30 protein-coding genes and 1 riboswitch are annotated in these 24,530 nt (G+C 69.9%); of the genes, 22 read left to right on the plus strand and 8 right to left on the minus strand.

Annotated features, from left to right (window positions below; genetic code table 11):
• Positions 1-143 precede the first annotated feature (143 nt).
• From IL992_RS24800 to IL992_RS24810, 4 genes are all read left to right on the plus strand, one after another.
• Positions 144-1,256: a HesA/MoeB/ThiF family protein gene (locus tag IL992_RS24800; RefSeq protein WP_193205817.1), complete on the plus strand. Its 1,113-nt coding sequence runs from the start codon at positions 144-146 to the stop codon at positions 1,254-1,256.
• A gap of 96 nt (positions 1,257-1,352) precedes the next feature.
• A complete protein-coding gene (locus IL992_RS47795) occupies positions 1,353-1,478 on the plus strand; it encodes a hypothetical protein (RefSeq protein WP_264295082.1) in 126 nt (41 codons plus the stop codon).
• A gap of 92 nt (positions 1,479-1,570) precedes the next feature.
• Complete coding sequence (locus IL992_RS24805) at positions 1,571-2,242, plus strand: DUF6879 family protein (protein WP_193205756.1); 672 nt, start codon at positions 1,571-1,573, stop codon at positions 2,240-2,242.
• Between the two features lie 21 nt (positions 2,243-2,263).
• Positions 2,264-3,481, plus strand: coding sequence for a hypothetical protein (locus tag IL992_RS24810; protein WP_193205757.1), 1,218 nt, complete (start codon positions 2,264-2,266; stop codon positions 3,479-3,481).
• Here the strand turns inward: IL992_RS24810 and IL992_RS24815 are convergent.
• On the minus strand, positions 3,472-4,350 hold the full coding sequence (locus tag IL992_RS24815; protein ID WP_193205758.1) for an NAD-dependent epimerase/dehydratase family protein: 879 nt from the start codon (positions 4,348-4,350) through the stop codon (positions 3,472-3,474). The two genes, IL992_RS24810 and IL992_RS24815, sit on opposite strands and share 10 nt — an antisense overlap.
• A gap of 161 nt (positions 4,351-4,511) precedes the next feature.
• Here IL992_RS24815 and IL992_RS24820 point away from each other — a divergent pair, with 161 nt between their 5' ends.
• The 4 genes from IL992_RS24820 (at position 4,512) to IL992_RS24835 (ending at position 7,085) form a co-directional block, all read left to right on the plus strand.
• Positions 4,512-5,363: a helix-turn-helix transcriptional regulator gene (locus tag IL992_RS24820; protein WP_193205759.1), complete on the plus strand. Its 852-nt coding sequence runs from the start codon at positions 4,512-4,514 to the stop codon at positions 5,361-5,363.
• Positions 5,364-5,455: 92 nt separating this feature from the next.
• Positions 5,456-5,884: a hypothetical protein gene (locus IL992_RS24825; protein ID WP_193205760.1), complete on the plus strand. Its 429-nt coding sequence runs from the start codon at positions 5,456-5,458 to the stop codon at positions 5,882-5,884.
• On the plus strand, positions 5,878-6,111 hold the full coding sequence (locus IL992_RS24830; RefSeq protein WP_079319533.1) for a helix-turn-helix transcriptional regulator: 234 nt from the start codon (positions 5,878-5,880) through the stop codon (positions 6,109-6,111). Before IL992_RS24825 ends, IL992_RS24830 begins: the two co-directional genes overlap by 7 nt.
• Entirely contained in the window at positions 6,108-7,085 is a 978-nt protein-coding gene (locus IL992_RS24835; protein ID WP_193205761.1) for an NAD(P)-dependent alcohol dehydrogenase, read from the plus strand. The genes IL992_RS24830 and IL992_RS24835 overlap by 4 nt, the downstream gene beginning before the upstream one ends.
• Before the next feature lie 37 nt (positions 7,086-7,122).
• On the opposite strand, the gene IL992_RS24840 is transcribed toward IL992_RS24835, so the two are convergent.
• The gene (locus IL992_RS24840; RefSeq protein ID WP_193205762.1) at positions 7,123-7,728 is read right to left on the minus strand and encodes a hypothetical protein; all 606 of its coding nucleotides are present in this window, start codon (positions 7,726-7,728) and stop codon (positions 7,123-7,125) included.
• 126 nt (positions 7,729-7,854) lie between these two features.
• Between IL992_RS24840 and IL992_RS24845 the strand changes: the two genes are divergently transcribed.
• Genes IL992_RS24845 through IL992_RS24855 form a run of 3 tightly spaced genes read left to right on the plus strand, consistent with a single transcriptional unit; the run spans position 7,855 to position 9,669 of the window.
• A complete protein-coding gene (locus tag IL992_RS24845; RefSeq protein ID WP_193205763.1) occupies positions 7,855-8,781 on the plus strand; it encodes an SPFH domain-containing protein in 927 nt (308 codons plus the stop codon).
• A 3-nt stretch (positions 8,782-8,784) separates the two neighbouring features.
• Positions 8,785-9,027 carry a hypothetical protein gene (locus IL992_RS24850; RefSeq protein WP_193205764.1) on the plus strand — a complete coding sequence of 81 codons (243 nt, stop codon included), beginning with the start codon at positions 8,785-8,787 and terminating at the stop codon, positions 9,025-9,027.
• A gap of 15 nt (positions 9,028-9,042) precedes the next feature.
• Entirely contained in the window at positions 9,043-9,669 is a 627-nt protein-coding gene (locus IL992_RS24855) for a GOLPH3/VPS74 family protein (protein WP_193205765.1), read from the plus strand.
• Between the two features lie 35 nt (positions 9,670-9,704).
• Here the strand turns inward: IL992_RS24855 and IL992_RS24860 are convergent, their stop codons facing one another.
• Positions 9,705-10,358, minus strand: a complete 654-nt coding sequence (locus tag IL992_RS24860; protein ID WP_193205766.1) for an HNH endonuclease family protein — start codon at positions 10,356-10,358, stop codon at positions 9,705-9,707.
• Positions 10,359-10,493: 135 nt separating this feature from the next.
• Between IL992_RS24860 and IL992_RS24865 the strand changes: the two genes are divergently transcribed.
• A complete protein-coding gene (locus IL992_RS24865; protein WP_193205767.1) occupies positions 10,494-11,483 on the plus strand; it encodes a pirin family protein in 990 nt (329 codons plus the stop codon).
• A gap of 85 nt (positions 11,484-11,568) precedes the next feature.
• On the opposite strand, the gene IL992_RS24870 is transcribed toward IL992_RS24865, so the two are convergent.
• Positions 11,569-12,150: a TetR/AcrR family transcriptional regulator gene (locus IL992_RS24870; protein ID WP_193205768.1), complete on the minus strand. Its 582-nt coding sequence runs from the start codon at positions 12,148-12,150 to the stop codon at positions 11,569-11,571.
• A gap of 83 nt (positions 12,151-12,233) precedes the next feature.
• Between IL992_RS24870 and IL992_RS24875 the strand changes: the two genes are divergently transcribed.
• Positions 12,234-13,442: an FAD-dependent monooxygenase gene (locus tag IL992_RS24875; protein ID WP_193205769.1), complete on the plus strand. Its 1,209-nt coding sequence runs from the start codon at positions 12,234-12,236 to the stop codon at positions 13,440-13,442.
• On the opposite strand, the gene IL992_RS24880 is transcribed toward IL992_RS24875, so the two are convergent.
• Both IL992_RS24880 and IL992_RS24885 read right to left on the minus strand, forming a co-directional pair.
• Positions 13,414-13,827, minus strand: coding sequence for a DUF5360 family protein (locus IL992_RS24880; RefSeq protein WP_193205770.1), 414 nt, complete (start codon positions 13,825-13,827; stop codon positions 13,414-13,416). The two genes, IL992_RS24875 and IL992_RS24880, sit on opposite strands and share 29 nt — an antisense overlap.
• Positions 13,811-14,359, minus strand: a complete 549-nt coding sequence (locus IL992_RS24885) for a TetR/AcrR family transcriptional regulator (RefSeq protein ID WP_193205771.1) — start codon at positions 14,357-14,359, stop codon at positions 13,811-13,813. The genes IL992_RS24880 and IL992_RS24885 overlap by 17 nt, the downstream gene beginning before the upstream one ends.
• A 77-nt stretch (positions 14,360-14,436) precedes the next feature.
• Between IL992_RS24885 and IL992_RS24890 the strand changes: the two genes are divergently transcribed.
• The 4 genes from IL992_RS24890 (at position 14,437) to IL992_RS24905 (ending at position 17,477) form a co-directional block, all read left to right on the plus strand.
• Complete coding sequence (locus tag IL992_RS24890; protein WP_193205772.1) at positions 14,437-15,348, plus strand: WD40 repeat domain-containing protein; 912 nt, start codon at positions 14,437-14,439, stop codon at positions 15,346-15,348.
• Positions 15,349-15,427: 79 nt separating this feature from the next.
• Entirely contained in the window at positions 15,428-16,519 is a 1,092-nt protein-coding gene (locus tag IL992_RS24895) for a hypothetical protein (RefSeq protein ID WP_193205773.1), read from the plus strand.
• Positions 16,520-16,800: 281 nt separating this feature from the next.
• Positions 16,801-17,223 (plus strand): serine hydrolase, encoded by a 423-nt coding sequence (locus tag IL992_RS24900; protein ID WP_193205774.1) that lies wholly within the window; start codon positions 16,801-16,803, stop codon positions 17,221-17,223.
• A gap of 26 nt (positions 17,224-17,249) precedes the next feature.
• Entirely contained in the window at positions 17,250-17,477 is a 228-nt protein-coding gene (locus IL992_RS24905; RefSeq protein ID WP_193205775.1) for a hypothetical protein, read from the plus strand.
• A 76-nt stretch (positions 17,478-17,553) separates the two neighbouring features.
• Here the strand turns inward: IL992_RS24905 and IL992_RS24910 are convergent, their stop codons facing one another.
• Complete coding sequence (locus tag IL992_RS24910) at positions 17,554-18,096, minus strand: isochorismatase family protein (RefSeq protein ID WP_319018801.1); 543 nt, start codon at positions 18,094-18,096, stop codon at positions 17,554-17,556.
• 58 nt (positions 18,097-18,154) lie between these two features.
• Between IL992_RS24910 and IL992_RS24915 the strand changes: the two genes are divergently transcribed.
• On the plus strand, positions 18,155-18,595 hold the full coding sequence (locus IL992_RS24915; protein WP_193205777.1) for a MarR family winged helix-turn-helix transcriptional regulator: 441 nt from the start codon (positions 18,155-18,157) through the stop codon (positions 18,593-18,595).
• Between the two features lie 361 nt (positions 18,596-18,956).
• Positions 18,957-19,114, plus strand: a riboswitch (cyclic di-AMP (ydaO/yuaA leader).
• 94 nt (positions 19,115-19,208) lie between these two features.
• Complete coding sequence (locus tag IL992_RS24920; RefSeq protein WP_226873691.1) at positions 19,209-19,748, plus strand: C40 family peptidase; 540 nt, start codon at positions 19,209-19,211, stop codon at positions 19,746-19,748.
• Positions 19,749-19,916: 168 nt separating this feature from the next.
• Here IL992_RS24920 and IL992_RS24925 read toward each other — a convergent pair whose 3' ends face one another.
• Positions 19,917-20,906: a helix-turn-helix transcriptional regulator gene (locus IL992_RS24925; RefSeq protein WP_319018802.1), complete on the minus strand. Its 990-nt coding sequence runs from the start codon at positions 20,904-20,906 to the stop codon at positions 19,917-19,919.
• A gap of 116 nt (positions 20,907-21,022) precedes the next feature.
• Between IL992_RS24925 and IL992_RS24930 the strand changes: the two genes are divergently transcribed.
• The 3 genes from IL992_RS24930 to lgt all read left to right on the plus strand — a co-directional run bounded on the left by IL992_RS24930 (position 21,023) and on the right by lgt (position 24,512).
• Entirely contained in the window at positions 21,023-21,421 is a 399-nt protein-coding gene (locus IL992_RS24930; RefSeq protein WP_193205779.1) for a VOC family protein, read from the plus strand.
• 716 nt (positions 21,422-22,137) lie between these two features.
• The gene (locus IL992_RS24935) at positions 22,138-23,478 is read left to right on the plus strand and encodes a cellulose binding domain-containing protein (RefSeq protein ID WP_226873692.1); all 1,341 of its coding nucleotides are present in this window, start codon (positions 22,138-22,140) and stop codon (positions 23,476-23,478) included.
• Between the two features lie 137 nt (positions 23,479-23,615).
• Positions 23,616-24,512: a prolipoprotein diacylglyceryl transferase gene (gene lgt, locus IL992_RS24940; RefSeq protein ID WP_193205780.1), complete on the plus strand. Its 897-nt coding sequence runs from the start codon at positions 23,616-23,618 to the stop codon at positions 24,510-24,512.
• Positions 24,513-24,530 lie beyond the last annotated feature (18 nt).

Genomic DNA, 24,530 nt, shown 5'->3' on the forward strand with positions numbered 1-24,530 from the left:
GTTCCATGCCCCTCTTCGCGGCGAAGCGCCGCGCCCGCGAGACGGGAACGTTTTACGGCCGACCCCTTTTTCCCTTCTGTGGAATTCAGTGTTGACTCGTGCAGTTATCGACCAGTAATCGTCGTCACGTGCGACTGCCCCGCGTGAAATTCGAACACCGGCCTCATCGATACGAGGACGGCACCATTCGCATCGGCGGCGAGATTTACGGGATCGCCGCCGAAATCGCGGACCCGTACGGATGGGTGTGGACGGCCCTCACTCTGATGGACGGCACCCGCTCTCGCGACGAGATCGCCGAGCGGCTGCGTCTGACCCATCCGGAGTTGCCGGACGCCACGCCGATCGTCGAGCAACTGGTCGCCACCCGATATGTGGAGGACGCCGCGGCAGTGCCGCCCGCCGGGCTGAGCGAGCGCGAACTCGACCGTTACAGCAGGAACCACGCGTTCTTCCGCACGGTCGACACCATGCCGCGCGCCCACGGCTGGGAGACCCAGCTCCGGCTGAAGTCCGCGCGGGTCGTGGTGCTCGGCCTGGGCGGCACGGGCTGCCACGCGGCCTGGGCGCTCGCCGCCGTCGGCGTCGGCACGATCCACTGCGTGGATCCCGACCTGGTCGAACTGTCCAACCTCAACCGCCAGGTGCTCTACGGCCAGGACGACGTCGGGCGCCCGAAGGCGGAGGCGGCCGTCGACCGGCTCCGGGCCGTCAACTCCGATATCTCCGTCACGGGCGAACGCCGCCGCGTCGGCAGCAGGCGCGAGCTGGACGACCTCATCGCGGGCTACGACGCGCTCGCCCTCTGCGCGGACCGGCCCACCGGGCACGGCATCAGGGTGTGGGCCAACCGCGCCTGCGCCGCCGCGAACATCCCCTGGGCCGGCGGCGGATACAACGGGCCGCTGGTCACCGTGGGGTGCTTCGCGCCGGGAGCGGGCGCGTGCTACGAGTGCCTGAGCAGCGGCGAGGAGGCGCGGCGCCGCCCCGGCACGCCCGTGGACCTCGGCGGGCCCGGCGTGATCGCCACCTCGGCGGGTGTGTCCGGCCAGCTCGTCGCCCACGCGCTGCTCGGGCTCCTGACCGGCGTGCCCGTGCCGCCGGTCGGCACCATTCAGGGGGTCAACCTGATCGCCGCGGACCACCACGTGTGGGTCCGGCATCCGCCTCGCCCCGGCTGCCCGGTGTGCGGGACCCGGGCCGGCGAACCGGAACACAATTCATCGGGGCGAATGACCGAAATCGACTCCGGCTGAATGAATAACGAAAGTCTTGACTTTCTCCAGTCAATGGACGAACCATGAACGGGTTCTCGCGAGAACATCCATGTCCCCTCCAGAGAGAGGAAGCGGATGAACACGTACGAGCACGAAACCGAACCCGTCGACGAGGCCGCCGCGCCGGCGAAGACAAAGATCGTCATCCGGCTGCTCGACAAGATCGAGACCACGACCAGCAGCAACAGCGTCGGTAACTGATGAAGCACCGGCCGTGGCGTGCGGGGATGCCGCGGGGCCGCCCGCACGCCGCGACCAGCGTGAGCCAGCAGCCGAAGCCCAGGGAGGGAAGGGTGGCAGACGCCGGCACCGTCTTCGACGACGTACGGCAGGCCGAGGCGCGGGTCCTGTCCGCCGAGGCCTACCAGGCCGAGTTCACCGAGGAGTTCGAGCGGGCCCCCGATGAGGTGTGGAAGCTCGAACGCGCCCAGGAGTTCTTCGAACCCGACGTGGCGAGCTGGCGGGCGATGATGGCCGGCGACTGGGACGGCTCGCTCGCCATGCTGGAGGAACTGCGGGAGTTCCTCGCCGGCTACTACCGGACCCGGCCCACAGCCTGCCGGGTCCGCATCGTGGAGACGCCGCTCACCCCCTATCTCCAGTGGGAGCTGCACGTCCTGGCCGTACGGGCGACGGCGGGCGAGCGCCCCCGGGTGCTGCACGTGGACGCCGTGCGGGAGCTGGAGCACACCGCGCCGCTGCCCGAGATCGTCGTGCTCGGTCCCGCGCTGCTCTACGAGGTGCTGTACGACGAGATCGGCGCCCATGTGGGCGCCCGGCGGATCACCGATCCCGCCCTGGTCGTCCCCTGCCTGGCCGCGATCAAGGATCTCTACGGCCGGGCTGAGGACGTGCGGGCGTACGTCGAACGGGAGGTCGCCCCGCTGCCGCCGCCCGAGATCTCCGACCGGGCACGCGACCTCCTGCCCGGCTACTCGCACCACACCGGGACCTTCCGCCCCTGACCCCGCGTCTGGAGGCCCGCGTTGGGAGATGCGACCGTGGTCCGGCTGCGCGACCTCGCGTTCCGCCAGGACGGCTCCCAGTGGATCGTCGGCCGCCCGGACGGGGACGCGTTCGTCGCCGTGCCGCAGGAGGGGATGCGGGCCATCAGGCTGCTGTCGGGGGGCGCCACGGTCGAGGAGACGGAACGCCGGCTGCGTGCCGAGACCGGCGCGAATCTCGACGTCCGCGGCTTCGTCCGTGCCCTGGGCGAGCTGGGCTTCCTGGAGGAGCCGGACGGGCCGGCCGCCCCCGCCGATCCACCGACCTTTCCATGGCTGCGCCCCCGGCACGTGCGGTGGACGCTGCATCCGTTGCTCCACCTGCTGGTCGCCGGCCTGATCGCCGCCGGGATCGTGACGGCGGTCATGCGGCGGGAGACGCTGCCGGGCTGGCGTGACCTGCTGTGGAGCGAGCGCGGCACGCTCGTGCTCGCGTCGCAGATCGCCGTCGGCTGGACGCTGATCTTCCTGCACGAGATGGCCCACCTGTCCACCGCCAGGGCCGCCGGGGTGCCGGGCCGGATCCGGCTCGGCACGCGGCTGCAGTTCCTGGCCGTCCAGACCGAGGTGTCCGGCGTGTGGCTGGCCGAGCGGCGCGTCCGCCTGACGGTTTACCTCGCCGGGATGGCGACGGACGCGGCGGCCTGTTCCGCCGCGCTCCTCCTGACCGCCGCCCTGGGGCGCCATGCCGCGCTGTCGCTGGTCGCGCTGACCTCGCTCGGCATGCTGGCCACGCAGTTCCTCGTGTTCATGCGCACCGACGTCTACTTCGTGCTGCAGGATCTGACCGGGTGCCGCAACATGTACGGCGACGCCTCCGCCTACGCTCGCCACCTGGCGCTGCGGCTGCTCCGCCGTCCCTCCCCCGACCCGCTCGCCGGGCTGCCGCGCCGGGAGCGCCGCGCCCTCCGGGCGTACGCGGTGCTGCTGGTCGCAGGCACCGCGGCCTGCCTGGGGATGGCGTTCGCGGTGACGGTGCCGGCGACGCTGACGCTGCTCGGCCGGGCCGTGGGCGCGCTCGTCACTCCCGCAGGCCCGCTCGCCGAGCTGGACGCCGCGGCCGTGCTGCTGTCCGCGGTCGCGTTCCAGGTGCTCTGGGCGCGCGCGTGGTGGCGCAGGCACGGCCCGCGCGTACGGCGCGCGCTGCGTCCGAGACCGTGCCCGAGAACGGAACGAGCCGTTGATCAGGACTACGCGTAGGAGCCGGTCGTCAGCTCCTCGATCAGTCCGGGCCGCTCCGGGGCCCACCCGAACAGCCTCCGGGCACGCGAGGCGTCCATCGGCGACGAACGGGTGAGCGTGGCGGCGAGCGGCCCCATCGCGGCCACCCCCTGCTCCAGCCTCAGCGACACGGCCTGGGCGCCGGTCAGTCCGGCGACCGCCTCGGCGATCCGCCGGATCGGAGTCCGCTCGGCCGAGGCGGCGTTGACGACGACCCCGGGTTCGCGGCGCTCCAGCGCGGCGACGTACAGCGCCGCGAGGTCGTCGACGTGCACCGACGACCACTCGTTGGCGCCGTCGCCGATGTAGGGCACCATCCCGTTCTGCCGGCCGGCGCCGATGAGCCCCTGGAGCAGGCCCGACCCGCCGCGCCCGTAGACCAGAGCCGCCCGGATCACGGTGCCCGCCACGTGCCCGGCCGCCAGAACCTGCCGCTCGCCGAGGACCTTGTACGGCTGCGGCGACGCCTCGGGGGTGACGGGGTGGTCCTCGTCCACCATGGCGCCCTGCCGGTCGGGGTAGACCAGGCCCGTGCTGGTGTAGACGAACGCCCCTCCGTCGTTCAGCCCGCCCAGCAGCGCCGCGAGGGCGTCGCGCTCGATGTCGCCCATCTCGGGATTCGTGTAGTCGACGGCGGTGTGCACCACGGCGTCGGCCCCGGCGGCCGCGCCGCGCAGGACGTCGAGGTCCCGCAGGCTGCCGCGCACCGCCTTCGCGCCCAGCCCTTCGGCCCGCTCGCGCGCCCGGTCGGACCGGGCCAGGGCGACCACCTCGTGCCCGGCCCGGACGAGGTGCTCTGTCACGACGCCGCCGACGTAGCCGCTCGCGCCCGTGAGGAGAATCCGCATGATCGTATGCCTTCCATGAGGTCGGTGACCGGCGGCGCGTCCGTGTCTCGCCGCCGGTCGGTGCCAACCCCACGGTCACCCGGGCCGTCCCGCACAACCAGGGACCAGGAGTCCATGGCTACGCGGTGCGTGCATTCGATTCCAGACGTACCGTCACAGGCATGGACAAGCATGGCCTGGCGAAGTTCCTGCGCGGCAAGCGTGAGCAGGTCAGCCCCGCCGACGTCGGCCTGCCGGAGGGACGCCGCCGCCGCACCCCCGGGCTGCGGCGCGAGGAGGTCGCCCAGCTCGCCTACATCTCGGTGGACCACTACACCCGGCTGGAGCAGGCGCGGGGCCGGCACCCGTCACGGCGCGTGCTCGACGGCATCGCCCGCGCCCTGCGCCTGTCGGACCAGGAACGGGCCCACCTGTTCCACCTGGCCGGGGAACGGGAGGAGAGCCGGTCCGCCGAACCCGTACGCGAGGTGCGGCCGAGCACGCTGAACCTGCTCAACCGGCTGACCGACGCCGCCGCGATCGTCGTGGACGACACCTGCGGCGTGCTGGCCTGGAACCCGCTGGCGGCGGTCCTGTTCGAGGACTTCTCCGCTCTGGCGGGCCAGGAGCGCAACGTCATCCGGCGCTACTTCCTCCACCCGGACCCGGAGCGGCGGCACTACGGCATGGGCAGCCCGGAGCGGTTCGTCGTCACGGCGGTCAGCTACCTGCGCGTCGCCGTCACCCGCTATCCCGACAGCCGTGAGCTGAAGAGCCTGGTCGAGGAGCTGCTGGCCGGAAGCGAGGAGTTCGCCCGCCTGTGGAACTCCCAGCGGTTCCACATCGAACGGCACCTTCGCCAGACCGTACGGCACCCCCGCGTCGGGCCGATCGAGCTGGACTTCGACGTGCTGACCGTGCCCGACCAGGAGCAGCAGGTGGTCATCTTCACCGCCGAGCCCGGGTCCCCGGCCTACGAGTCCCTTCAGTTTCTCAAGGTCATCGGCGCCGAGCAGGTGCCCGCCGACGCCTGACGACCTCCCCGGTGTAAAAGATTCTGTACACGAGGTCAAAGATTCGCTACCTTAGTGATGTCAAAGATTTTGTACATCGAAGGGTGCCGATCATGACTCACGTGGAGAAGCGCGCCTGGATCAGGCTGGTCGTCGCGGTGCTCGCCTACGCCGCGTACGTCGTCGCCGTCCTCAGACGGGCGGACGGAGGCCCGTTACCCGACGTGCCGTACACCGCCGCCCTGCTGTGGTCGGTCGGCGGGGCCATCGCCGCGTCGATCGTGGCCGAGATCGGAATGGCGATCGTCAGGCCGGGGGCCTCGCGGGTCGTCGACGTCCGCGACAGGGAGATCGGACGACTCGGCGACCACACCGGTCAGGCGTTCGTCGTCATCGGCGCGCTCGCGGCGATGCTCATGGCCATGGCCGGATGGGACCGGTTCTGGATCGCGAACGTCGTCTACCTCTGCTTCGTGCTGTCGGCGGTCCTCGGCGGAATCACCAAGATCATCGTCTATCGCAGGAGCCTTCCGGAGTGGTGAAGCCCACACGCGTGACGAACCGCATCCGCGCGCTGCGGTTCGCCCACGACGAGATGACCCAGGCCGAGCTGGCCGAACGCATCGGCGTGACCAGGCAGACCCTCATCGCCATCGAACAGGGGCGATACTCCCCGTCTCTGGAGATGGCCTTCCGGATCGCCCGGGTGTTCGGTGTTCCGCTCGACGACGTGTTCCAGTATCCCGACCTCCCGGAAGGAACGTCATGAAAGCCATCGTCCAGGACGCGTACGGCCCGGCGGACGTGCTCCGCTTACGCGACGTCGACCGCCCCTCGATCGGTGACGAGGAGGTGCTCGTCGAGGTCCGCGCCGCCGCGGTGGACCCCGGCGTGTGGGTCCTCATGACCGGCCGTCCTTACCTCATGCGCCTCGCGGGCTTCGGGCTGCGCCGGCCCAAGGTCGCGGTCCGCGGCCGTGACGTGGCCGGGGTGGTGGCGGCCGTCGGCGCCCGGGTGACCCGCTTCCAGCCCGGTCAGGAGGTGTACGGCACCTGCGAGAGCGGCTCGTACGCCGAGTACGCGAGCGCGCGGCAGAGCAGGCTCGCGCCGAAGCCGGCCGGCCTCACGTTCGAGCAGGCCGCCGCGATACCCGTCTCGGGCATGACGGCGCTGCAGGCCGTCCGCGACGTCGCCCGCGTCCGGCCGGGACAGCGGGCGCTGGTCATCGGCGCCACGGGGGGCGTGGGGTCGTTCGCCGCGCAGATCGCCAAGGCGTACGGCGCGAGCGTCACCGGCGTGTGCTCGGCGGCGAAGGCCGGGCTCGTCCGGTCGCTCGGCGCCGACGACGTCATCGACTACGCCCGCGAGGAGATCGACCGCGACGGCGCACGCTACGACGTCGTCATCGACACCGCGGGAAACAGGCCGCTGTCCCTGCTGCGGCGCGCCCTGACCCCGCGCGGGACGCTGGTGATCGTCGGTGGCGGGCACGCGGCATACCGCTTCACCGGGGGCATGGGACGCACGTTCCGGGCGCCACTGCTGTCGATGTTCGTCGGTCAGCGGCTGCGCCCGGTGATGAGCAGGGAGCGCGCCGAGCACCTGGAGGAACTCACACGGCTCATCGAGTCGGGCGCCGTCACCCCCGTGATCGACCGCGCCTATCCCCTGAGCGAAGCGCCCGACGCGATCCGCCGTCTCATCGAAGGACACCCCGCCGGCAAGGTCGTCGTCACCTTGTGACCGGCCTGCCGGCCCTCGCCGGCGGCGCGGCGTGCGGTCAGCTCCAGGTCGCGCCCTTGAGCACTCCCGGCAACGCCGGCGTGTTCCAGACGTCGATGATCAGGATCTTGGACGAGGGCAGGAACCATTCCCGCGTGGTGAAGCTCTTCGTCCGGTGGGCGCCGTTGTTCGTCACGCACGCGTTGGGCCAGGCGGCGTACTTCGCCTTGTGGCCCTTGCCGATCGGGAACAGGCCTCTCGATCCGGCCTTGTCGCCGGGGTTCCAGCCGGTCTTGGGGTCGAACGGACAGGGCACCGGGGCGCTGAACGGATACCACTGGTATTTGCCCGTATAGGTGAAGGAGCCGCCCCCGACCGGCACGTCGGTGAACTCCTTGGGGCCGAGCACCCAGAACGACCGGCAGTTCGCGGCGAAGGCTTCCGGCCGCTTGCACGCGCCGGTCGTCACCACGACCTCGTCCCCCTTGCGGTGCACCTTCCAGCTTGCGGGGATCCTCAGGTTCATCCCGCGGAAGGCGAAGGTCTTGGTTCCCGAAGCCGACGAGCCGGAGAGAGCGGTCAGGGCTTCCGCCGAGGCCGCGGTGGGAGCGGCGAGGACGGCCAGCCCCGCGAGTGCGGCCACGGCGACAGATCGTTTCGTCATGGCGCGAAGCTAGCGATCTCCACTTGAGAACGACTGAGGGTTCGGTTGCGTCCCCGGCGACCAGACTGGGTCTGGCAAAAAGTGATATCACTTTGCTAGTGTCGTGCTAGACACCGAGGAGAAGACATGACAGACCTGCAGATCGCCGTCGACATGCCGGCCCCCCAGACCCACGAGCGGACGGCGCGAGCGGCCTCGGGGTGGCCGATGCTGATCCTGGCCCTGATCGGCCTGCTGAGCCCGGCCGCGCTGATCCCGATCGGAGCCGGCCTCGCGGCCGACGGCAACGGCGGAGCGGGAGCCGCCCTGATCGCCGCCGGGGCGCTGCTCCTCCTGGCGGCCCTCGTCGTCCTGACCGGGCTCGCCGCGGTCGCCCCCGGTGAGGCGCGGGTGATCCAGTTGCTCGGCCGCTACGTGGGCACGGTCCGCACGCCCGGCCTCCGGTTCGTGGTGCCCTTCACGCAGAAGCGCCGGGTGTCGACCCGGATCCGCAACCACGAGACCGACGTCACCAAGGTCAACGACGCCGACGGCAACCCGATCGAGATGGCCGCCGTGGTGGTGTGGCAGGTCGAGGACACGGCGAAGGCCGTCTTCGAAGTGGACGACTTCGTGGAGTTCGTCGCCTTCCAGACCGAGACCGCGGTGCGTCACATCGCCGGCAGCTACCCGTACGACGGGCACGACGACATGCTGTCCCTGCGCCAGAACGCGGACGAGATCACCGGCCGGCTGTCGGCCGAGATCCAGGCCCGGGTGGCGTCGGCGGGAGTCAAGGTCATCGAGTCGCGCATCACCCGCCTGGCGTACGCTCCCGAGATCGCACAGGCCATGCTGCGCCGCCAGCAGGCCGGAGCGGTCGTCGCGGCCCGCCAGCGGATCGTGGACGGAGCCGTCGGCATGGTCGAGGCCGCCCTGGCCCGCCTGGACGAGCACGACGTGATCGAGCTCGACGAGGAGCGCAAGGCCACCATGGTCAGCAACCTGCTCGTCGTCCTGTGCGGCGACCGCGACGTGCAGCCCGTGGTGAACACCGGCTCCCTGTACCACTAGACCGTGGCGACCGAGAGAAAGAGCATCCTGCTGCGGCTGGACCCCGCGGTGCACGACGCGCTGGCCCGCTGGGCCGGCGACGAACTACGCAGCACCAACGCTCAGATCGAGTTCCTGCTGCGCCGGGCGCTGTCGGAGGCGGGACGGCTCCCGGGCGACGCCGGTCGCATCCCCCGGCGCGGCCGGCCCGCCAAGAAGGAGACCCCGCCTCCCGAGGCTCCCACCGCCGATCCGCCCGACGACTGAGAGGAAGGCAACCCCGTGGACGTCCCCGGCTCCCTGACGGCCCAGCTCTACCTGCTGGCCTACGACCCCCGCAAGGAGCGGGTGGTGACGAACTACCGCTTCCCCTACCTGCTCCGCGCGGCCGCGCTCACCGACCTGCTGCTCACCGGCCGGATCGCCGACGACGGGGGCAAGGTGCGCGTGGTGTCGGAGGCCCCGCTCGCCGACCCGGTCCTCGACGGCCTGCTGCACCAGATCGCCCAGTCAGGGCCCCGGCCATGGCGGCACTGGATCAGCAAGGACGGCCGCGCGACGGTCCGGGCGGTTCGCGACGAACTGGAGACGGGACGCTGGGTCAGGGTCGAGCTGCGCCAGCCGTTCCTCATCTTCAACAGAAGCTACGTCCGCGTACGCGACACGCGCGTGGTGAAACGACTCACGACGCAGGTCGCCGCCGCTCTCACCGGCCCGGTCTCCCGGGTCGGGGAGCGGGAGGCGGCCCTTGTCGGCCTGGCCGCCGCGGGAGAGCTCGGGACGATCCTCCCGCGAGCCAGACGACGGGCGCACAAGCAGCGCATCGCCCTGCTGGCCGAACGCGGCGGCCCGGCGGCGCCGGCCCTCCGCAAGGTCATCCAGCAGGCCCGCGCCGCGAGCGGCGGCTGACCTCGGGACGGACCCGCGCCCGGACTGCCTTCCGTTCACCTCCCGCAGGTGCGGAGCATGTTGAGCAGGGCGACCTTCTCCGCACGGGTCACCAAGAGCCGGTAGTGGTGCTTCACGGTGATCCATGAGGTCGCGTAGCGGCACCAGTAGGCACGGCGCGGCGGACGCCAGCTCTGCGGTCCCTGGCCTCCCTTGGCCATGTTGACGGAGTGGCTCACCACGACAAGCTCGGGACGGCTGAGGTCGTTGGCGAACGCCCGCCGCTTCGCCTGGCTCCATCGCTTGGCGCCGGAGCGCCAGGCGTACGCCAGGGGAACGACGTGGTCGATGTCGATCTGCTTCACGCTCTTCAGCACCTTGCCGTCGTACGGGCTGTGCCAGACGCCCTTCACGGCCTGGCACGCCCCGTTCCTCCGTACGCCCCGGCCCTGGCGGGTGAGCACCACCTCCCGCGCGTCGCACTCCCCCTTGTGGTGCGCCCATCGCGGCTGGAACCGCCGATGGCTGTAACCGCGAAGCGACAACGGCTGCGCGACCTTCAGCTGCGCCAACATGCGGCGGGCCGGCGCCCCGGCATCGGCCCGCCCGCGGGCGTCGGCCGCGGCCTGCGGGGCGATCGCGACAGCGGTGATCGGGAGGACCGCAAGGGACAGTACGGCGACCTGGAGGGTTCGACTTAAGGAGATCATGGTTCCAGCCATACCAGTCCCTCCCCACTGGCCGTGACGATATGCGGGCGCAGGGCGATCCGCGGGCGGGAATGTCCGGCGATCTCGGGTGGTTGCAAGGCGACGGAAGTTGAAGATTCAATTAGGAGGGCGGCCATGCCCGCTGTCACCGCCGACACTCTGACGCTGCCACGAATCGCCGCACCGGATCCGGCCGTCGCGGCCCCACGCCCCGTTCGCTCGGTGACGACCGCGCCCAGCGGCTTCGAGGGTGAGGGCTTCCCCGTACGGCGCGCGTTCGCCGGGGTGCCGCAGTCCGCGCTGGACCCGTTCATCCACATGGACCAGATGGGCGAGGTCGAGTACGCCCCCGGCGAGCCGAAGGGCACGCCATGGCATCCGCACCGCGGCTTCGAGACCGTCACGTACATCATCGACGGCGTCTTCGAGCACCAGGACTCCAACGGAGGCGGCGGCACCATCACCAACGGCGACACCCAGTGGATGACGGCCGGGTCCGGCCTCCTGCACATCGAGAAGCCGCCGGAGCACCTGGTGGTCTCGGGCGGGCTCTTCCACGGCATCCAGCTGTGGGTGAACCTTCCTCGGGCGCACAAGTTCCACCTGCCCCGCTACCAGGACATCCGGGGGCGGGAGGCGGTGCTGCTCGCCTCGGCCGACGGCGGCGCACTGCTGCGGGTGATCGCCGGGGAGCTGGACGGGCACGCCGGACCGGGCGTCACGTTCACCCCGATCACGATGGTGCACGCGACCGTCAGCCCCGGGGCCCGGCTCGACCTGCCGTGGAACCCGGAGTTCAACGCCCTCGCCTACGTCCTGGCCGGCCAGGGCTCCGTGGGCGCCGAGCGGCGGCCGGTCCGCAAGGGACAGCTCGCCGTCTTCGGGCCGGGCGGGTCACTGACCCTCGCGGCGGACACCGCCCAGCCCCAGGCCGAGCCCAACCTGGAGGTGCTGCTGCTCGGCGGGCAGCCGATCCGCGAGCCGGTCGTGCACTACGGGCCGTTCGTGATGAACACCCGCGCCGAGATCATCCAGGCGATGGAGGACTACCAGGCGGGCCGCCTGGGCGTCATCCCCGCCGAACGGGTTCCGCACGCCGACGGACCCCTGACCGCGACGGACTGACACGCCCGCCGAGAGAGGCCTGCCGGGGAGCGCACCCATCCGCCGCCCGGCCGGCCTCAAGCGGCAGAGCCACGATTCCCGCCGGTCACTCCGTCCCGAGCCCCGCGCTGATCGTACGCAGCGCTTCGAGGAGATCGCGGGCCGACGGAGCCTGCTCCGGATCGACGAGCCACTGGGCCGCCATCCCGCCGAGCAGTGCCTGGTAGAACGCGCCGACGGCCATCGCCTGGCGTACGTCCGCGGCCGGATCCAGGTGTTCGAAGATCGCCGCCAGCCCCAGCTTCGCCTGCCGGTTGGCGGTCGCGAACGCCTCGCGCAGCTCAGGGAGCCGATCCATCTGGGCGATGAGCTCGAACTGGATGGCCCACAACGGTCTCATCCTGGCGAAGGACTCGATGATCCGCGTCCAGGTCGCCTCGAATCGCTGCGCGGGGGCGCCGCCGAGTGACGCGTCGGCGGCGAGAGTCTGCTCGATCTCCTTTCCCCATTCCTCCATCGCCTGGATGAGGGCCGCGTCGAGCAGGGCCTTCGTCGATCTGAAGTGATAGCCGATGGCGGCGAGGCTCGTGCCGGCGGCCGCCGCGATGTCACGCGCGGTGGTGCCGGAGTATCCCTTCTCCATCAGGCACCGCTTGGCGCCCGCGAGCAGATCTTCCCGGTTTCCCATGCTCAGAGCCTAGCCCATGCCAGCACAAATGTCTTGGACATCTGTACTAGACAGATGACTGAGACGCTTGTACAGTTCACGGCATGGCGAACATCTTGATCTCCGGCGGAAGCGTCGCCGGACTGACGCTGGCTTTCTGGCTCCGCGAGCACGGCTTCGCGGTGACCGTCGTGGAACGCGCACCCTCGCCGCGGGACGGCGGCTACAAGATCGACATTCGGGGAGCGGCACTCGACGTCGCCGCCCGCATGGGCCTGCTGGACGAGGTGCGGCGGCACAGCACGGACATGCGGGTTGCACGCTTCGTCGACGCGCGCGGCCGGCAGATCGGCACGATGAGCGCGCAACTGTTCGGCGGCCGCGAGGGCGACGACGTCGAGATCATGCGCGGCGACCTCACCCGGCTCCTGCACGCGGCGACCCGAGACGGCGTCGAGTACGTCTTCGACGACTCCATCACCGCCCTGCGGGAGACCCCCGAAGGCGTGCACGTCACCTTCGCGAACGGCTCCCCTCGTACGTTCGACCTGGTGGTGGGCGCCGACGGCCTGCACTCCAACGTGCGGGCACTGGCCTTCGGCGAGGAGTCCCGGTTCGTCCACGATCTCGGGCACTACATCTCGATCTTCACGGTGCCCAACCATCTCCGCCTGGACCGTACGGAGATGATGTATCCGGCACCGGGCAGAAGCACCGGGATGTACAGCACCGGGCGTGGCGACGACGCCAAGGCGATGTTCCTCTTCTCCTCGCCGCCGCTGGAGTACGACCGGCGGGACGCCGCTCAGCAGAAGAAACTGCTCGCCGACGTCTTCTCCGGCCAGGGCTGGGAGGTCCCGCGCCTCCTCGACGCCCTGGAGGACGCGCCGGACTTCTACCTGGACTCGATCAGCCAGGTGCGCATGGACCGCTGGTCGTCGGGCCGGGTGGCGCTCGTGGGCGACGCCGCCTACGCGGCCTCACCCGCGTCCGGCCAGGGCACCAGCCTGGCCCTGGTCGGCGCCTACGTTCTCGCGGGCTGTCTCGCCGAGGCGGCGGGCGACCATGCCGCGGGGTTCGCCGCCTACGAGCGCGAGATGCGGCACTTCGTGGAGGAGAACCAGAAGCTCGCCGCGAACAACCTCAAGGGCATGGTGCTGAAGTCCGCGGCACAGATCCGGTTCCAGATGCTGATGTTGCGGCTGATGCCGCATCTGCCGGGGAAGAACCGCATGATCGAGCGGGTCACCGAACCCATCCGCAGGGCCGCGACCGCGATCACGCTCAGGGATTACCGAGCGCCGGCCTCGTAGCCGTGCACACCGTCATCCGCACGATCGCCGGGACGGGGAAGAGCATGAGATACAGGTTCGGTATCCACCAGGCGAGGGAGAAGTCTCCGCGCAGGGTCCAGAACGCGATCGCCATGAGCCCCGAGGCCGTCGTCAGCACGAGCGAGACCAGCATCAGCGGCGTACCGCTCGGCGAGCCGCGGCGCAGGAGGCGGAGGCTCGCCAGGCCGGTGGCGCCGGCCGGCAGGTCGATCCAGAGGAAAGACCAGTTCCAGGCGACCATCAAGGGGTCGGCGTAGTCGGCGAACGCCCACTGCGGGGGAATCAGGCCCAGGCCGGTGATCGTGAAGTAGGCCACGAAGCCGAGGTCGGTCACCAGCATCAACGCCTTAGTCACGCGCAGCATGGTCGATCGCCTCCATCAGGTAGCGACGGGTTCGCTCGTGGAGCTCCGGCCCGGGTTCGCTCAGTCCGAGCAGCCGGACGGCCCACCAGCCGTCAACCGCCAGTCGTACGGCCGTCGCGACGGCCGGGTCGATGCCGTCGTCGACCAGCCGGGCCTGCCAGGCCGCGAACCGCTCACGCAGCGGCTCGAGAGCCGCCGGACAGACCAGCACTCCCGCCAGAAGCGCCGCGGTGACGCGGTCGGCGGGGACAGCGGGGGCATGCCTCTCGGGGATCGTGGCCTCGACGTACGCGCGCAGGAAGTCGCCCGGCCGGCCACCCGCCTGCGCCAGCGCCTCGTCGAAGACCTTCGTCAACCGCTCGACCATGGCGGCGACCAGCGCCTGCTTGGTCGGGAAGTGATAGAAGAGCCCGCCCTTGGACACGCCCGCCCGCCGGGCGACGGCGTCGAGGGTGAGCGACTCGGCCCCTTCCGCCAGCAGGACCTCGGCGGCGGCGTCGAGCAGTCGGTCTTTGGAACTCGGCCTTGGCACAGGGCCAAACTATACCGGCCGACCGGTGTAGTTTCGGGCCCGGCAACATTGAGGGGTTATCCGGCATCTCACCCCATATGAGATTGCGTACGGTTCTCGCGACACTTCTCCTGACCGCTGTTCCGCTGAACGGACAGCCCGCGGCGGCGGCCACGCCGGTCACGATCGCGTACGCCCAGCGAACGCAGACCTGGGAACTGGTGCTCACCAACGGAGACGTGGTGAAGGTGCCCGAAGCGCTCGCCGTGGCGCCCCGCGACACGGTCAACGCCGGGACCCGGACGGCGTTCCTGATCAGCGGGGACGGCCGGCACTTCTTCTACTTCCGTAAGTCGGACGGACTGTTCGTCGAGCGGACTCTGCACGGCGAGGAAAGAGCGATCCGGAACATCGAGGCGTACACGACCGGCGAGGAGTGGCCGTCGGTGTCGGACGACGGCAGTTTCGTGGTCACCGGGACCTCGGCGCCGGGACTGGGGGTCTTGGTGGACCTGCGGAAAGGCAAGACGTTGCCGCTGCCCGGAGGGACGGACCAGTGGGGCTTCGCGGGCTTCAGCCCGGACAGCAACCGGCTGCTGATGGAAGGGGTGGGGGGTCGGGTGACGGTGTTCGACCGAGGGCTGCGCACCCGGCTGCGGTCGAAGACGCGGCTGTCGCCGATGGCCCTGGCGAACGACTACGTGACAGCGGCGGCGCCTGTCGGTTCGTGGCCCAAGTCTCGCAAGCTGCGCCTGCTCAACCTGCGTACCGGCAAGGCGAGCGGCACCGTGACCGTGCGGTTGCCCCGGGGACAGTACGTCGACGACCTCGACTTCGATAAGGCGGGACGCCTGATCGTCCGGTCGAAGACCAGGACGGGCGTCGCGGTCTACCGGGTCTCGAAGACGACCGGAAAGGCGACACCGCTACGGACGATCACCAGGCCCGACGTGAAGGTCTGGGTGCTCCCCGGGGACGACGACTACGAGCCGTGGACGGAGAAGAAGTGAGTCCGGCCCTTGCCACCGGCGACGTGTGAACGGCTCCCCTCCATCAGACGTCGTACTGGTGAGCGGAAGGGGAAGCATCGTGCGTACCGTATTCGTCTCGACCATGACGGCGCTCGGGCTGGCGTGCCTGCCGGCCGTGGCGGCCCACGGCGTGAGCCGGCAAGGCGGCCAGACCGGGGAGAGCGCGCCGGCGTGGCGGCTGACCAGGGTGAACACGCTGCCCGGGGACGACGCCCTCAACGACGTGACGGCCCTGGGCAACGGGTCGGTGTGGGCGGCCGGACACCGGGTCGTGAACGGCGGGCAGCGCGGCCTGGTCCAGTGGTTCGACGGCGGATCGTGGAAGGTGCTCCCCGGCAGCCCGCCGTACGAACTGACGGCCGTGACGGCCAGCTCGAACAGGGACGTGTGGGTCTTCGGTCCGGGGAAGGCCGCTCGGTGGAACGGCCGCGCGTGGTCCACCGCCTCGCTCGGCAGCGGCTTCTCCGCGACGGACGCCGACGGAACGGGCGCGAAGGACGTCTGGGCGGTCGCCGAGTCCTCGGCCTCGGCCCGGCACTGGACCGGGTCCTCCTGGAAGAGCGTGCGGTTGCCGGCCCGCGCCGCCGCCGTCGACGCGTACAAGGCCGGTGACGTCTGGGCGGCGGGAACCAAGGGCGATCGTCCCGCGATCATGCGGTGGAACGGAAGGTCCTGGGCGCTGGTGCCCACGCCCGCGATCACGCGTCCCGCGCCCGACGCCGCCGCGGTCCTCAACGACATCGCCGTCGTGAGCCCCGGCAACGTGTGGGCCGTCGGCGGCGTCACCTGGGAAGGCGCCGACGACGAGGGTGACGACGTGACCTACAGCCGCACCCTGGTCATGCGCTGGAACGGCCATTCATGGCTCGCCTCAGTCGGTGCCGTCAACGCCCAGCCGTACACGGAGGTGGAGCCCGACGGCAAGGGCGGCGTGTGGGTCGTGCAGGGCAGCTGGAACCCCACCCTGTGGCACGTCACGGGTTCGGCCTGGCGGAGCACTCCGCTCCCCCGGAAGGCCGGCACCGACGCCGCTCTGTTCTCGATCGCGCGCAGGCCCGGGACGGCGACGGTGTGGGGTGCGGGGTTCACCGTGCCGCAGGGCGACCCCGACGACCCCTCGGCCGACGGCACCTTCTGGCGTACGCGCTGACCGGCTGAAATCGCCATACGGTGAACCGGTAGGAGTGGCCGAAGGCGGAGAGGTGAGCATGCGGGGGAGCGAAGTCCCTCATCGCGCGGGGCGTCCTGACGCCGACTCTCGCAGCCGCCGCCTTCGGCTCGGCGTGCTCGGCCGGGTCCCAGACCACACCACCGCAGACGCGGACAGGTCTTCCCACTCCGTCGGCCACCCTCCGTCCCGCCACGACCGTCTATCCGGGAGCGGAATGGCGTCGCATCAGCCCGGATGACGCCGGTTTCGATCGCGCCGGGTTGGAGAAGATCGCTCTCGATGCCGGGAGGAGAGGCGCGAACTGCCTGGTCGTGATCCGGCATGGGCGACTCGTGGCCGACTGGCACTGGAACGGCACCGACACGACCACCAGCCAGGAGGTTTTCTCCGCGACCAAGTCCTACGCCGGCACCCTGGTCGGCATCGCCGAAGCGGAGGGCAGGCTTTCCATCGACGACAAGGTGTCTGAGTACGTCCCCGAATGGGCGGGCACCCCCTCCGCAGACGTCACTATCAAGGACATCCTGACCAACGTCTCCGGCCGGCACTGGGATGTCGACACCGACTACCGCCGCCTCGTACGGGCCGCCGGTCGCACCGGCTTCGCCGTCGGTCTCGCCCAGGACGCGGCCCCCGGGGACGTCTGGGCGAGGCGGCGACCGGCCGGCCGTCGCAGAAGCTGAACGCCGCGTACGGCTACCTGTGGTGGATGAACGCCCGCGGTCCCGTCGTCGACCCGCTGAAGCCCAGCACGCGAGAGCGGAGTTCCGCCGCCCCGCGCCGGCGCCTGGTCGACGGCGCACCTCACGACATGCACTGGGCACTGGGTTTCGGCGGTCAGGTCGTCCAGGTCGATCCCGGCTCGGACACGGTCGTCGTACGGCTCGGACGGAATGTCCCGGGAGACCGTACGGGCCTGCCGAAACCGCCGAAGTAGTGACCACGGCCCTCGTGAAGCCGTAGGGAGACCAGCGCTGCGCGAGCCGGGGCGATCGACGGCCAGGGTCGGCGAGTCATACCAGTTCGTGCAGGGCGGTGATCACCCGCCGACCGGTGGGTGTGGTGAAGTCGCGCACCATGTCGGCGGCGAAACCCGCCACGGAGGTCACCACGCCGCCCGCGGCCTCGATCTGCCGCAGGGCGGCGTCTTCGGTGCGGGCGGTGACGCCTCCGCAGGCGTCTACCAGGACCTGTACGCCGAGGCCGTGCGTGAGCGCGTCGAGGGCGGTGCGCAGCACCACGATCTCCGTCGTCACCCCGCAGATCACCAGGGTGGGACGGCCCGCGGCCAGGACGGCCTCACGCCAGACGGCGTCGTCCCAGCAGGACGGTCCGGTGCGCACGTACGGCTCACCGTCCGGCACCTCCTCGATCATCACCGGGCCGCCCGGGCGAGGTGCGGCAGAGACGGTGAACGGTATGCCGAGGGCTGTGACGAGTCCGTTCAGAACCCTGGCCGCGCGGCGGACGGACGAGGCCGGATTGGTGGCACTGACGTCGACGATGCCGTCCTGGAGGTCGGCGAACACGACGTGGACGGAGGCGGGATTCAGCACCGTTCTGACTCCTAATCGTTCATAGTTTGAATGATATTGAGACGGTAGCATTATGGGCATGAACGATGTCAAGCTGACCTCCACGCTGGCCTTCCGGCTCGGCACGCTGGGGGCCGTCATGACCGAGCGGTTCTCGGCACGCCTGGCCGACCACGGCCTCAAGCCCAAACACGTGGGGTTGCTGGCGCTGCTGGAGTCCGGAACGGCGACCTCTCAGCTCGACATCGCCAAGCTCATGAACGTGGCACCCAGCCTGGTGGTGTCGCTCGCCGACCGGCTGGAGGAGCTCGGCGCCGTACGACGTGAACGCGATCCCCTGGACCGCCGCAGGCAGACACTCGCGCTCACCGGCGAGGGCCGGGAGCTGCTGGCCACATGCGCCGCGGCGGCGGCCGAACTCGACACGGAACTGACCGCCGGCCTCAGCCCCGAGGAGACGGAGGCGCTGCGAAGCACCCTGGGCACTCTGGCCCGCCGCAACGGCCTGCCCGCCGACTAGGCGGCCGACATCCCCTCCCTGCCCAACCTCAGCACGTACGACTCACAGGAGACGTCGGCCAGGTCGTTCCGGCGCGCCGTTCGCTGGCTATACGCGCGTGCGTTGACGGCCCGCAAAGCGCTCGACGCGTGTGACGCGCATCACACTCCCCGCCGTGCAGACACTCCTTGACCTGCGGTTTTGGGCTTTTGATCCTTTTTACGCGATCCTTACCCGTTTGGGGCCTTTGCGACAATATGGGGCAAGTTGGTAGTTTCCTTGCCCTACGACGGGGTCCACGTGACGCCGCCGTTACGAACCCGGCCGGTGTTCGAAATCGACCATCCACTGTCACCGTCGCCACGCCCTCCCGCCCCCCTGGGCGCCGGTGATGCCGAATCCGTGCAGCAAGGAGGCCCGGAGCCGGGGAACCAATCGACCTTCGACGAAGGTCTGGGGTGAATCGGCGCGTCAGCGTCGTAGGGCGACTTCCCCGCCCGAATCCGTCAGCTAACCCGGTAGGCACAAGCGGAAGACCCTAGGGAGAGATCCCCTGTCTACCAACTCCACCACTCTGCTCCGCATCGCCTGCGTCACGATCAGTAGCGCAGCACTCACCGCCTCCGTAGGAGCCTTGAGCGCGCTCCCCGCGGCCGCCGCGTCGGGGGCGGTGGCAGCCCCGCCAACGGCCTCGACGGTCATCCCACCCGAGCCCCCCGCCACGGTGACCACCCCGTACAACGGCGCGGCCCCCGCGGCGTCCACGGCGGATGACTCCGCGAACACGAAGGTCACCAAGTCCGCTCTCCAGCAGGAGAAGGCCGAGCACGCCATCAAGGTGGCGAAAAGGCACCTCGGCGATCCGTACATATGGGGCGCCACGGGCCCACGGGCGTTCGACTGCTCCGGGCTCGTCCAGTTCGCCTGGCGCAAGGCCGGCGTCAAGCTCCCGCGCACGACGTGGTCGATGCTCAGCGCCGTCAAGAAGAAGGTCTCCCTGGCGCATCTCAAGCCCGGCGACCTCATCTTCACCAGTGGCGGCGGCCACGTGGGCATGTACATAGGGCACAAAAAGGTGATCAGCGCCCCCCACAGCGGCGCGGTGGTCAGCGTCGACAAGCTCAACGGCTACTGGAGGAGCAGCTTCCTCACCGCCGTACGCCCCGGCGTCTGACCCCGGGGCCGCGGATACATCCTCGGCGGAGATGTCCCTGGGCGTGCCGCCGCCAAGGGCATCTCTGCCGATCGGACTACGCGCCATCCGCGATGAGGCGCAACGACCCCAAACTGCTCCGTCGACTGAGGCGCGTCGACGTCCCCACTCTCCTGCAAGCGCTGCGCTTCAGCCTGTGCCCGGCGGGGGCGGGACCTTGCGGGCGGAGGCCGCGAGCCGCTCCGCGAGCGCGACGACGAGACCGCGGAGCTCGTCCGGTCGCTCGATGACGAACGGCCGGTCGAGCGACGCGAGCACCGGAGGCAACCAGTCGAGCCGCTCCGCCCGCACCTCGACGCGGAGCCAGCCCTCGGTCTCGGGATCCGCGCCTTCCGTGGACGGGGACTCCTCCACGGTCGCGACGCCGGCGGGAAGCCGGGCGCGGATCTGCTCGACCGTTCCCTGCATTCGCAGGACCACTTCATGCCGATACCGAGCCTTGGCGAACCCCGACAGGACGTGCTGCGCCGGATCGAGCCCGGCGGGCGGCTCGAACGAACCGGGCAGGGTCCTCGCGTCCGCGATGCGATCCAGCCGGAAGGTCCGATCCTCGCCGATCTCGGGATCCGCACCCGTGACGTACCACCGGCCCGAATGGGCGACGAGCCCGTACGGATGCAGCGTGCGTTCGCTGCGCCGGCCGTCGGCGGCGGTGTACCTGATCGAGATCGGCCGGTGATGACGCACGGCATCGGCGACGGAGAGCAGGACCGCGGTCTCCGGGGCGGCGAACTCGCCGGGCGGAGCCGTGAAGGCGAGGGATTCGAGCACGGTGCCGAGCCTGCGGGCGAGCCGCTCGGGCAGGACCCGCCGGATCTTGGCCGCCGCCGTCTCACTCGCCGTGCCCGTCGTCGTCGTCAACCCTGACCGGCGGCCGGCGACCAGGCCGAGCAGCACGGCGAGCGCTTCGTCGTCGCTCAGCATGAGCGGAGGCATGCGATATCCGGGGGCGAGCCGATACCCGCCGTAGCGGCCGCGCACGGACTCGACGGGCACGTCGAGGTCGATCAGGTGGTCCACGTATCGCCGCACGGTGCGCTCGTCGACGCCGAGCCGGTCGGCGAGCTCGGCCATGGTCCGGATGCCGCCCGACTGCAGAAGCTCCAGCAGTGTGAGCACGCGATGAGTAGGTCGAGCCACGTCACAACAATCTAGTGAAAATACTGGGCGGTTTCTGTCCGGTATTCGCTCTAGTGTGCCGCGGGAGGACACCCCCACGAACCAGGGAGATCACCATGGACTTCGTATCGATCCGCATCATCACGGGCGACGTCGCGCGCCTCGTCGACTTCTACGAGCGAGCCACGGGAGTGCGGGCCAGTTGGTCCAGCGAGGACTTCGCCGAGCTCAGGACCGCCTCCGCCACCCTCGCGATCGGCAGCACCCGCACCGTCCCGCTCTTCGCCCCCGGCGCCGCCCGGCCTGCCGGCAACCGCAGCGTGATCATCGAGTTCCTCGTCGACGACGTGGACGGCGTGCATCAGAACCTGGTCGGCTTCGTCGAGGAGTTCGTCAACGAGCCCACGACGATGCCCTGGGGCAACCGGTCTCTCCTGTTCCGCGACCCCGACGGGAACCTCGTCAACTTCTTCACTCCGGTCAGCCCGGCCGCCATCGAGAAGTTCGCCCGCTGACGACGCGACACCGCCCCTCGTTCGACCGCCCGCGCCAAAATCGTCCAGGTGTTTTCCAGGCGACAAATGCCGACGATCGGCGCCACCGGGTGATGCCAAACGCCCAGCCGTTCGGCGATGGGATGACGGAAACGGCACCGCGCCGAATGGCGGCCTCGTCTCCGGAGTAGCCGAGGCGCCGACGATGAAAATTTCATCCCGGCGGCAACGGCAGCCGCTGCTTCTTTCCTGGTCAGAACCGCGGGAATGGACGGTTACCGGCGAGGGACTCCCGAGGAGAAGGCGAAATTCTTGACAGATCTCATGACTTCATATTTGCTCCGCTTCGCCACCACCTCCAGTCGCCCGGCAGAGAGGAGCATTTGGCCGCCCCCGTCACTGTTAGCGTTAACATGTCTGCTGGCTCAACGCCAGACGGAACTGATCGGGATCGGCAGATTCCGGCGAACGCCATGCCAGCGCTAACGGGCATCTGAACTCGCCATGCTCTTCTGCAGCAGGAGGGAAGGCGAGCACGCGCGCGCCGACGATGGTCGGTCGCCGCGCTCCTGCGGGTCGACTGACGGTGGGCTCACTTAGCGTTCGAATCCGTCCGGGGAGGCCGCACGGCCGGCATCCACATGCCGACTGCGGACGATCCACCGGGTGAAGGAAAAACAAATGGCTTCCCTATCGACGCATGTCGATTTTCGAACGGCAAAAGGAGTTGCGTGAAGTTGAGACAGAGATCCATCTTTACCGCCATCGCGGCCGCCGCACTTCTCGTCCTGACCACGGGACGTATGGCACTGAGCGACAGCCTCGGCGCGACCACGCCGTCCTCGATCAGCGCCGTCGCAGCGGCGACCGCCGGATGCGGCAAGACCCCGACGCTGAGAAGCGGTTCACAAACGATCACGACCAGCGGCAAGAATCGCACCTGGATCCTGAGGATTCCCGACAACTACGACAACAACCACCCCTACCGATTGATCTTCGCGTACCACTGGTTGAACGGCACCGCCCAGATTGTCGACACGGGCGGATCGGACGGAGCCGTCTGGTCCTACTACGGGCTCAAGCAACTTTCGAACAACAGCACGATCTTCATCGCGCCCCAGGGCATCAACAATGGCTGGGGCAACACCAACGGTGAAGACCTGACCTTCACCGACGACGTGCTGAAGCGGGTCGAGGGCGATCTCTGTGTCGACACGACGCAGCGCTTCGCCATGGGATGGAGCTACGGCGGCGCGATGAGCTTCGCGGTCGCGTGTGCCCGGCCGACGGTCTTCCGTGCGGTCGCGGTCTACTCCGGCGCGCAGCTCAGCGGGTGCAACGGCGGCACCCAGCCGGTCGCGTACATGGGAATCCACGGCACCCATGACTCGGTGCTCAACATCTCGCAGGGACGGTCACTGCGTGACAGGTTCGTCACGAACAACGGCTGCACCCCCATGACTCCGCGGGAGCCGGCGCAGGGCAGCCTGACGCACATCATCACCGCCTACTCGGGGTGCCGGGCCGGATACCCGGTCGTGTGGGCCGCGTTCGACGGGGATCACACCCCCTCCCCGAACGACGGGTCCACCTCCACCAGCGGTGCCAGGACCTGGACTTCGGGAGAGGTGTGGAAGTTCTTCACGCAGTTCCAGTCCGGTCCGTCGACGTCTCCCTCCCCCTCGCCCTCCCAGTCCCCGTCCCCGTCGTCGTCCCCGTCGTCGTCGCCTTCCCCGTCACCGTCGCCCAGCGGCGGTTCGGGCGCCTGCCGCGTCAGCGCCACCGTGAACGCCTGGAACAACGGGCTGACGGAGAACCTCACCATCACCAACACCGGCGCTTCCACCATCAACGGCTGGTCGCTGACCTTCGCCCTGCCCGGCGGACAGACCATCACCAACGGATGGAACGCCACCTACTCCCCCACCAGCGGACAGGTCACGGCGACAAACGTCAGTTACAACGGCACGCTGGCGCCCGGAGCCTCCACTGAGATCGGCTTCCAGGCCACCCACACCGGCAACGCCGCCAAGCCCACCGCGTTCACCCTCAACGGAAGCCCCTGCGTCATCGCCTGATCGACGAGGATCACCGGGGGTGGCGTCCGGCCGGACTCCACCCCCGGGCCCTCCCGGCGTAGGCGTCATGTCGCGGAAGGTTTGCGATCAGGTCACCAAGGCGGCCAAGTGGCCTCACGCTGACTAGCCTCACCGGCATGCCCCTTGCCTCGATTCCCAGCCCTTCCCAAGGGGTCTGGTATCTCGGATTCGTTCCGATCCGGGCCTACGCATTGTGCTTCATCCTCGCGATCGTCTTCGGCACCTGGCTCAGCGAGCGCCGCTGGCGCGCCCAGGGCGGCGAGAAGGGCGGGATCAGCGACATCGCGGTCCCCGCAGTCATCTTCGGCCTGATCGGCGCACGCCTCTACCACGTCATCACCGACTGGCAGACCTACTTCGGCCCGCGCGCGATCAAGGAGCCCTACCGGGCGCTGTTCATCTGGGAAGGCGGGCTCAGCATCTGGGGCGCGGTCGCCCTGGGAGGCGTGGGCGTGTGGCTGGCCTGCCGCCGCCGGGGATTGTCTCTGGGCGCCGTGGCCGACACGGTCGCGCCCGGCATCGCGTTCGGGCAGGCCATCGCCCGCTGGGGCAACTGGTTCAACCAGGAGCTGTACGGCAGTCCGACCACGTTGCCGTGGGGCCTGGAGATCGACCAGGCGCACGGCGGCGAGCCAGGCGTGCTCTACCACCCGACGTTCCTGTACGAGTCGCTGTGGGACGCGGCACTCGGGTTCGGACTGATCCTGGCCGGCAGGCGGTTCACGCTGCGCCACGGTCGCCTCTTCGCCCTCTACGTCGCCGGCTACACGTTCGGGCGGTTCTGGATCGAGGGGCTGCGGATCGACCCGGTGGGCGGAGTGGACCACGCGGTGACGCTCCTGGGGCTGCGGATCAACCAGTGGACCTCGATCGTGCTGTTCGTCGGCGCGCTGGTCTATCTCTGGGTGACTCGTGACAAGGGCGCCGAACAGCTCGTGGTGCCGGCCTCACACCACAAGGCCTCACACGAGGAGAACGACGGGCAGGCCTCCGATCCGATCGAGAGCACCTGACGAACGCGCTGGTGCCGT

The sequence above is a fragment of the Microbispora sitophila genome (assembly GCF_014892245.1).
Taxonomy (GTDB): domain Bacteria; phylum Actinomycetota; class Actinomycetes; order Streptosporangiales; family Streptosporangiaceae; genus Microbispora; species Microbispora siamensis.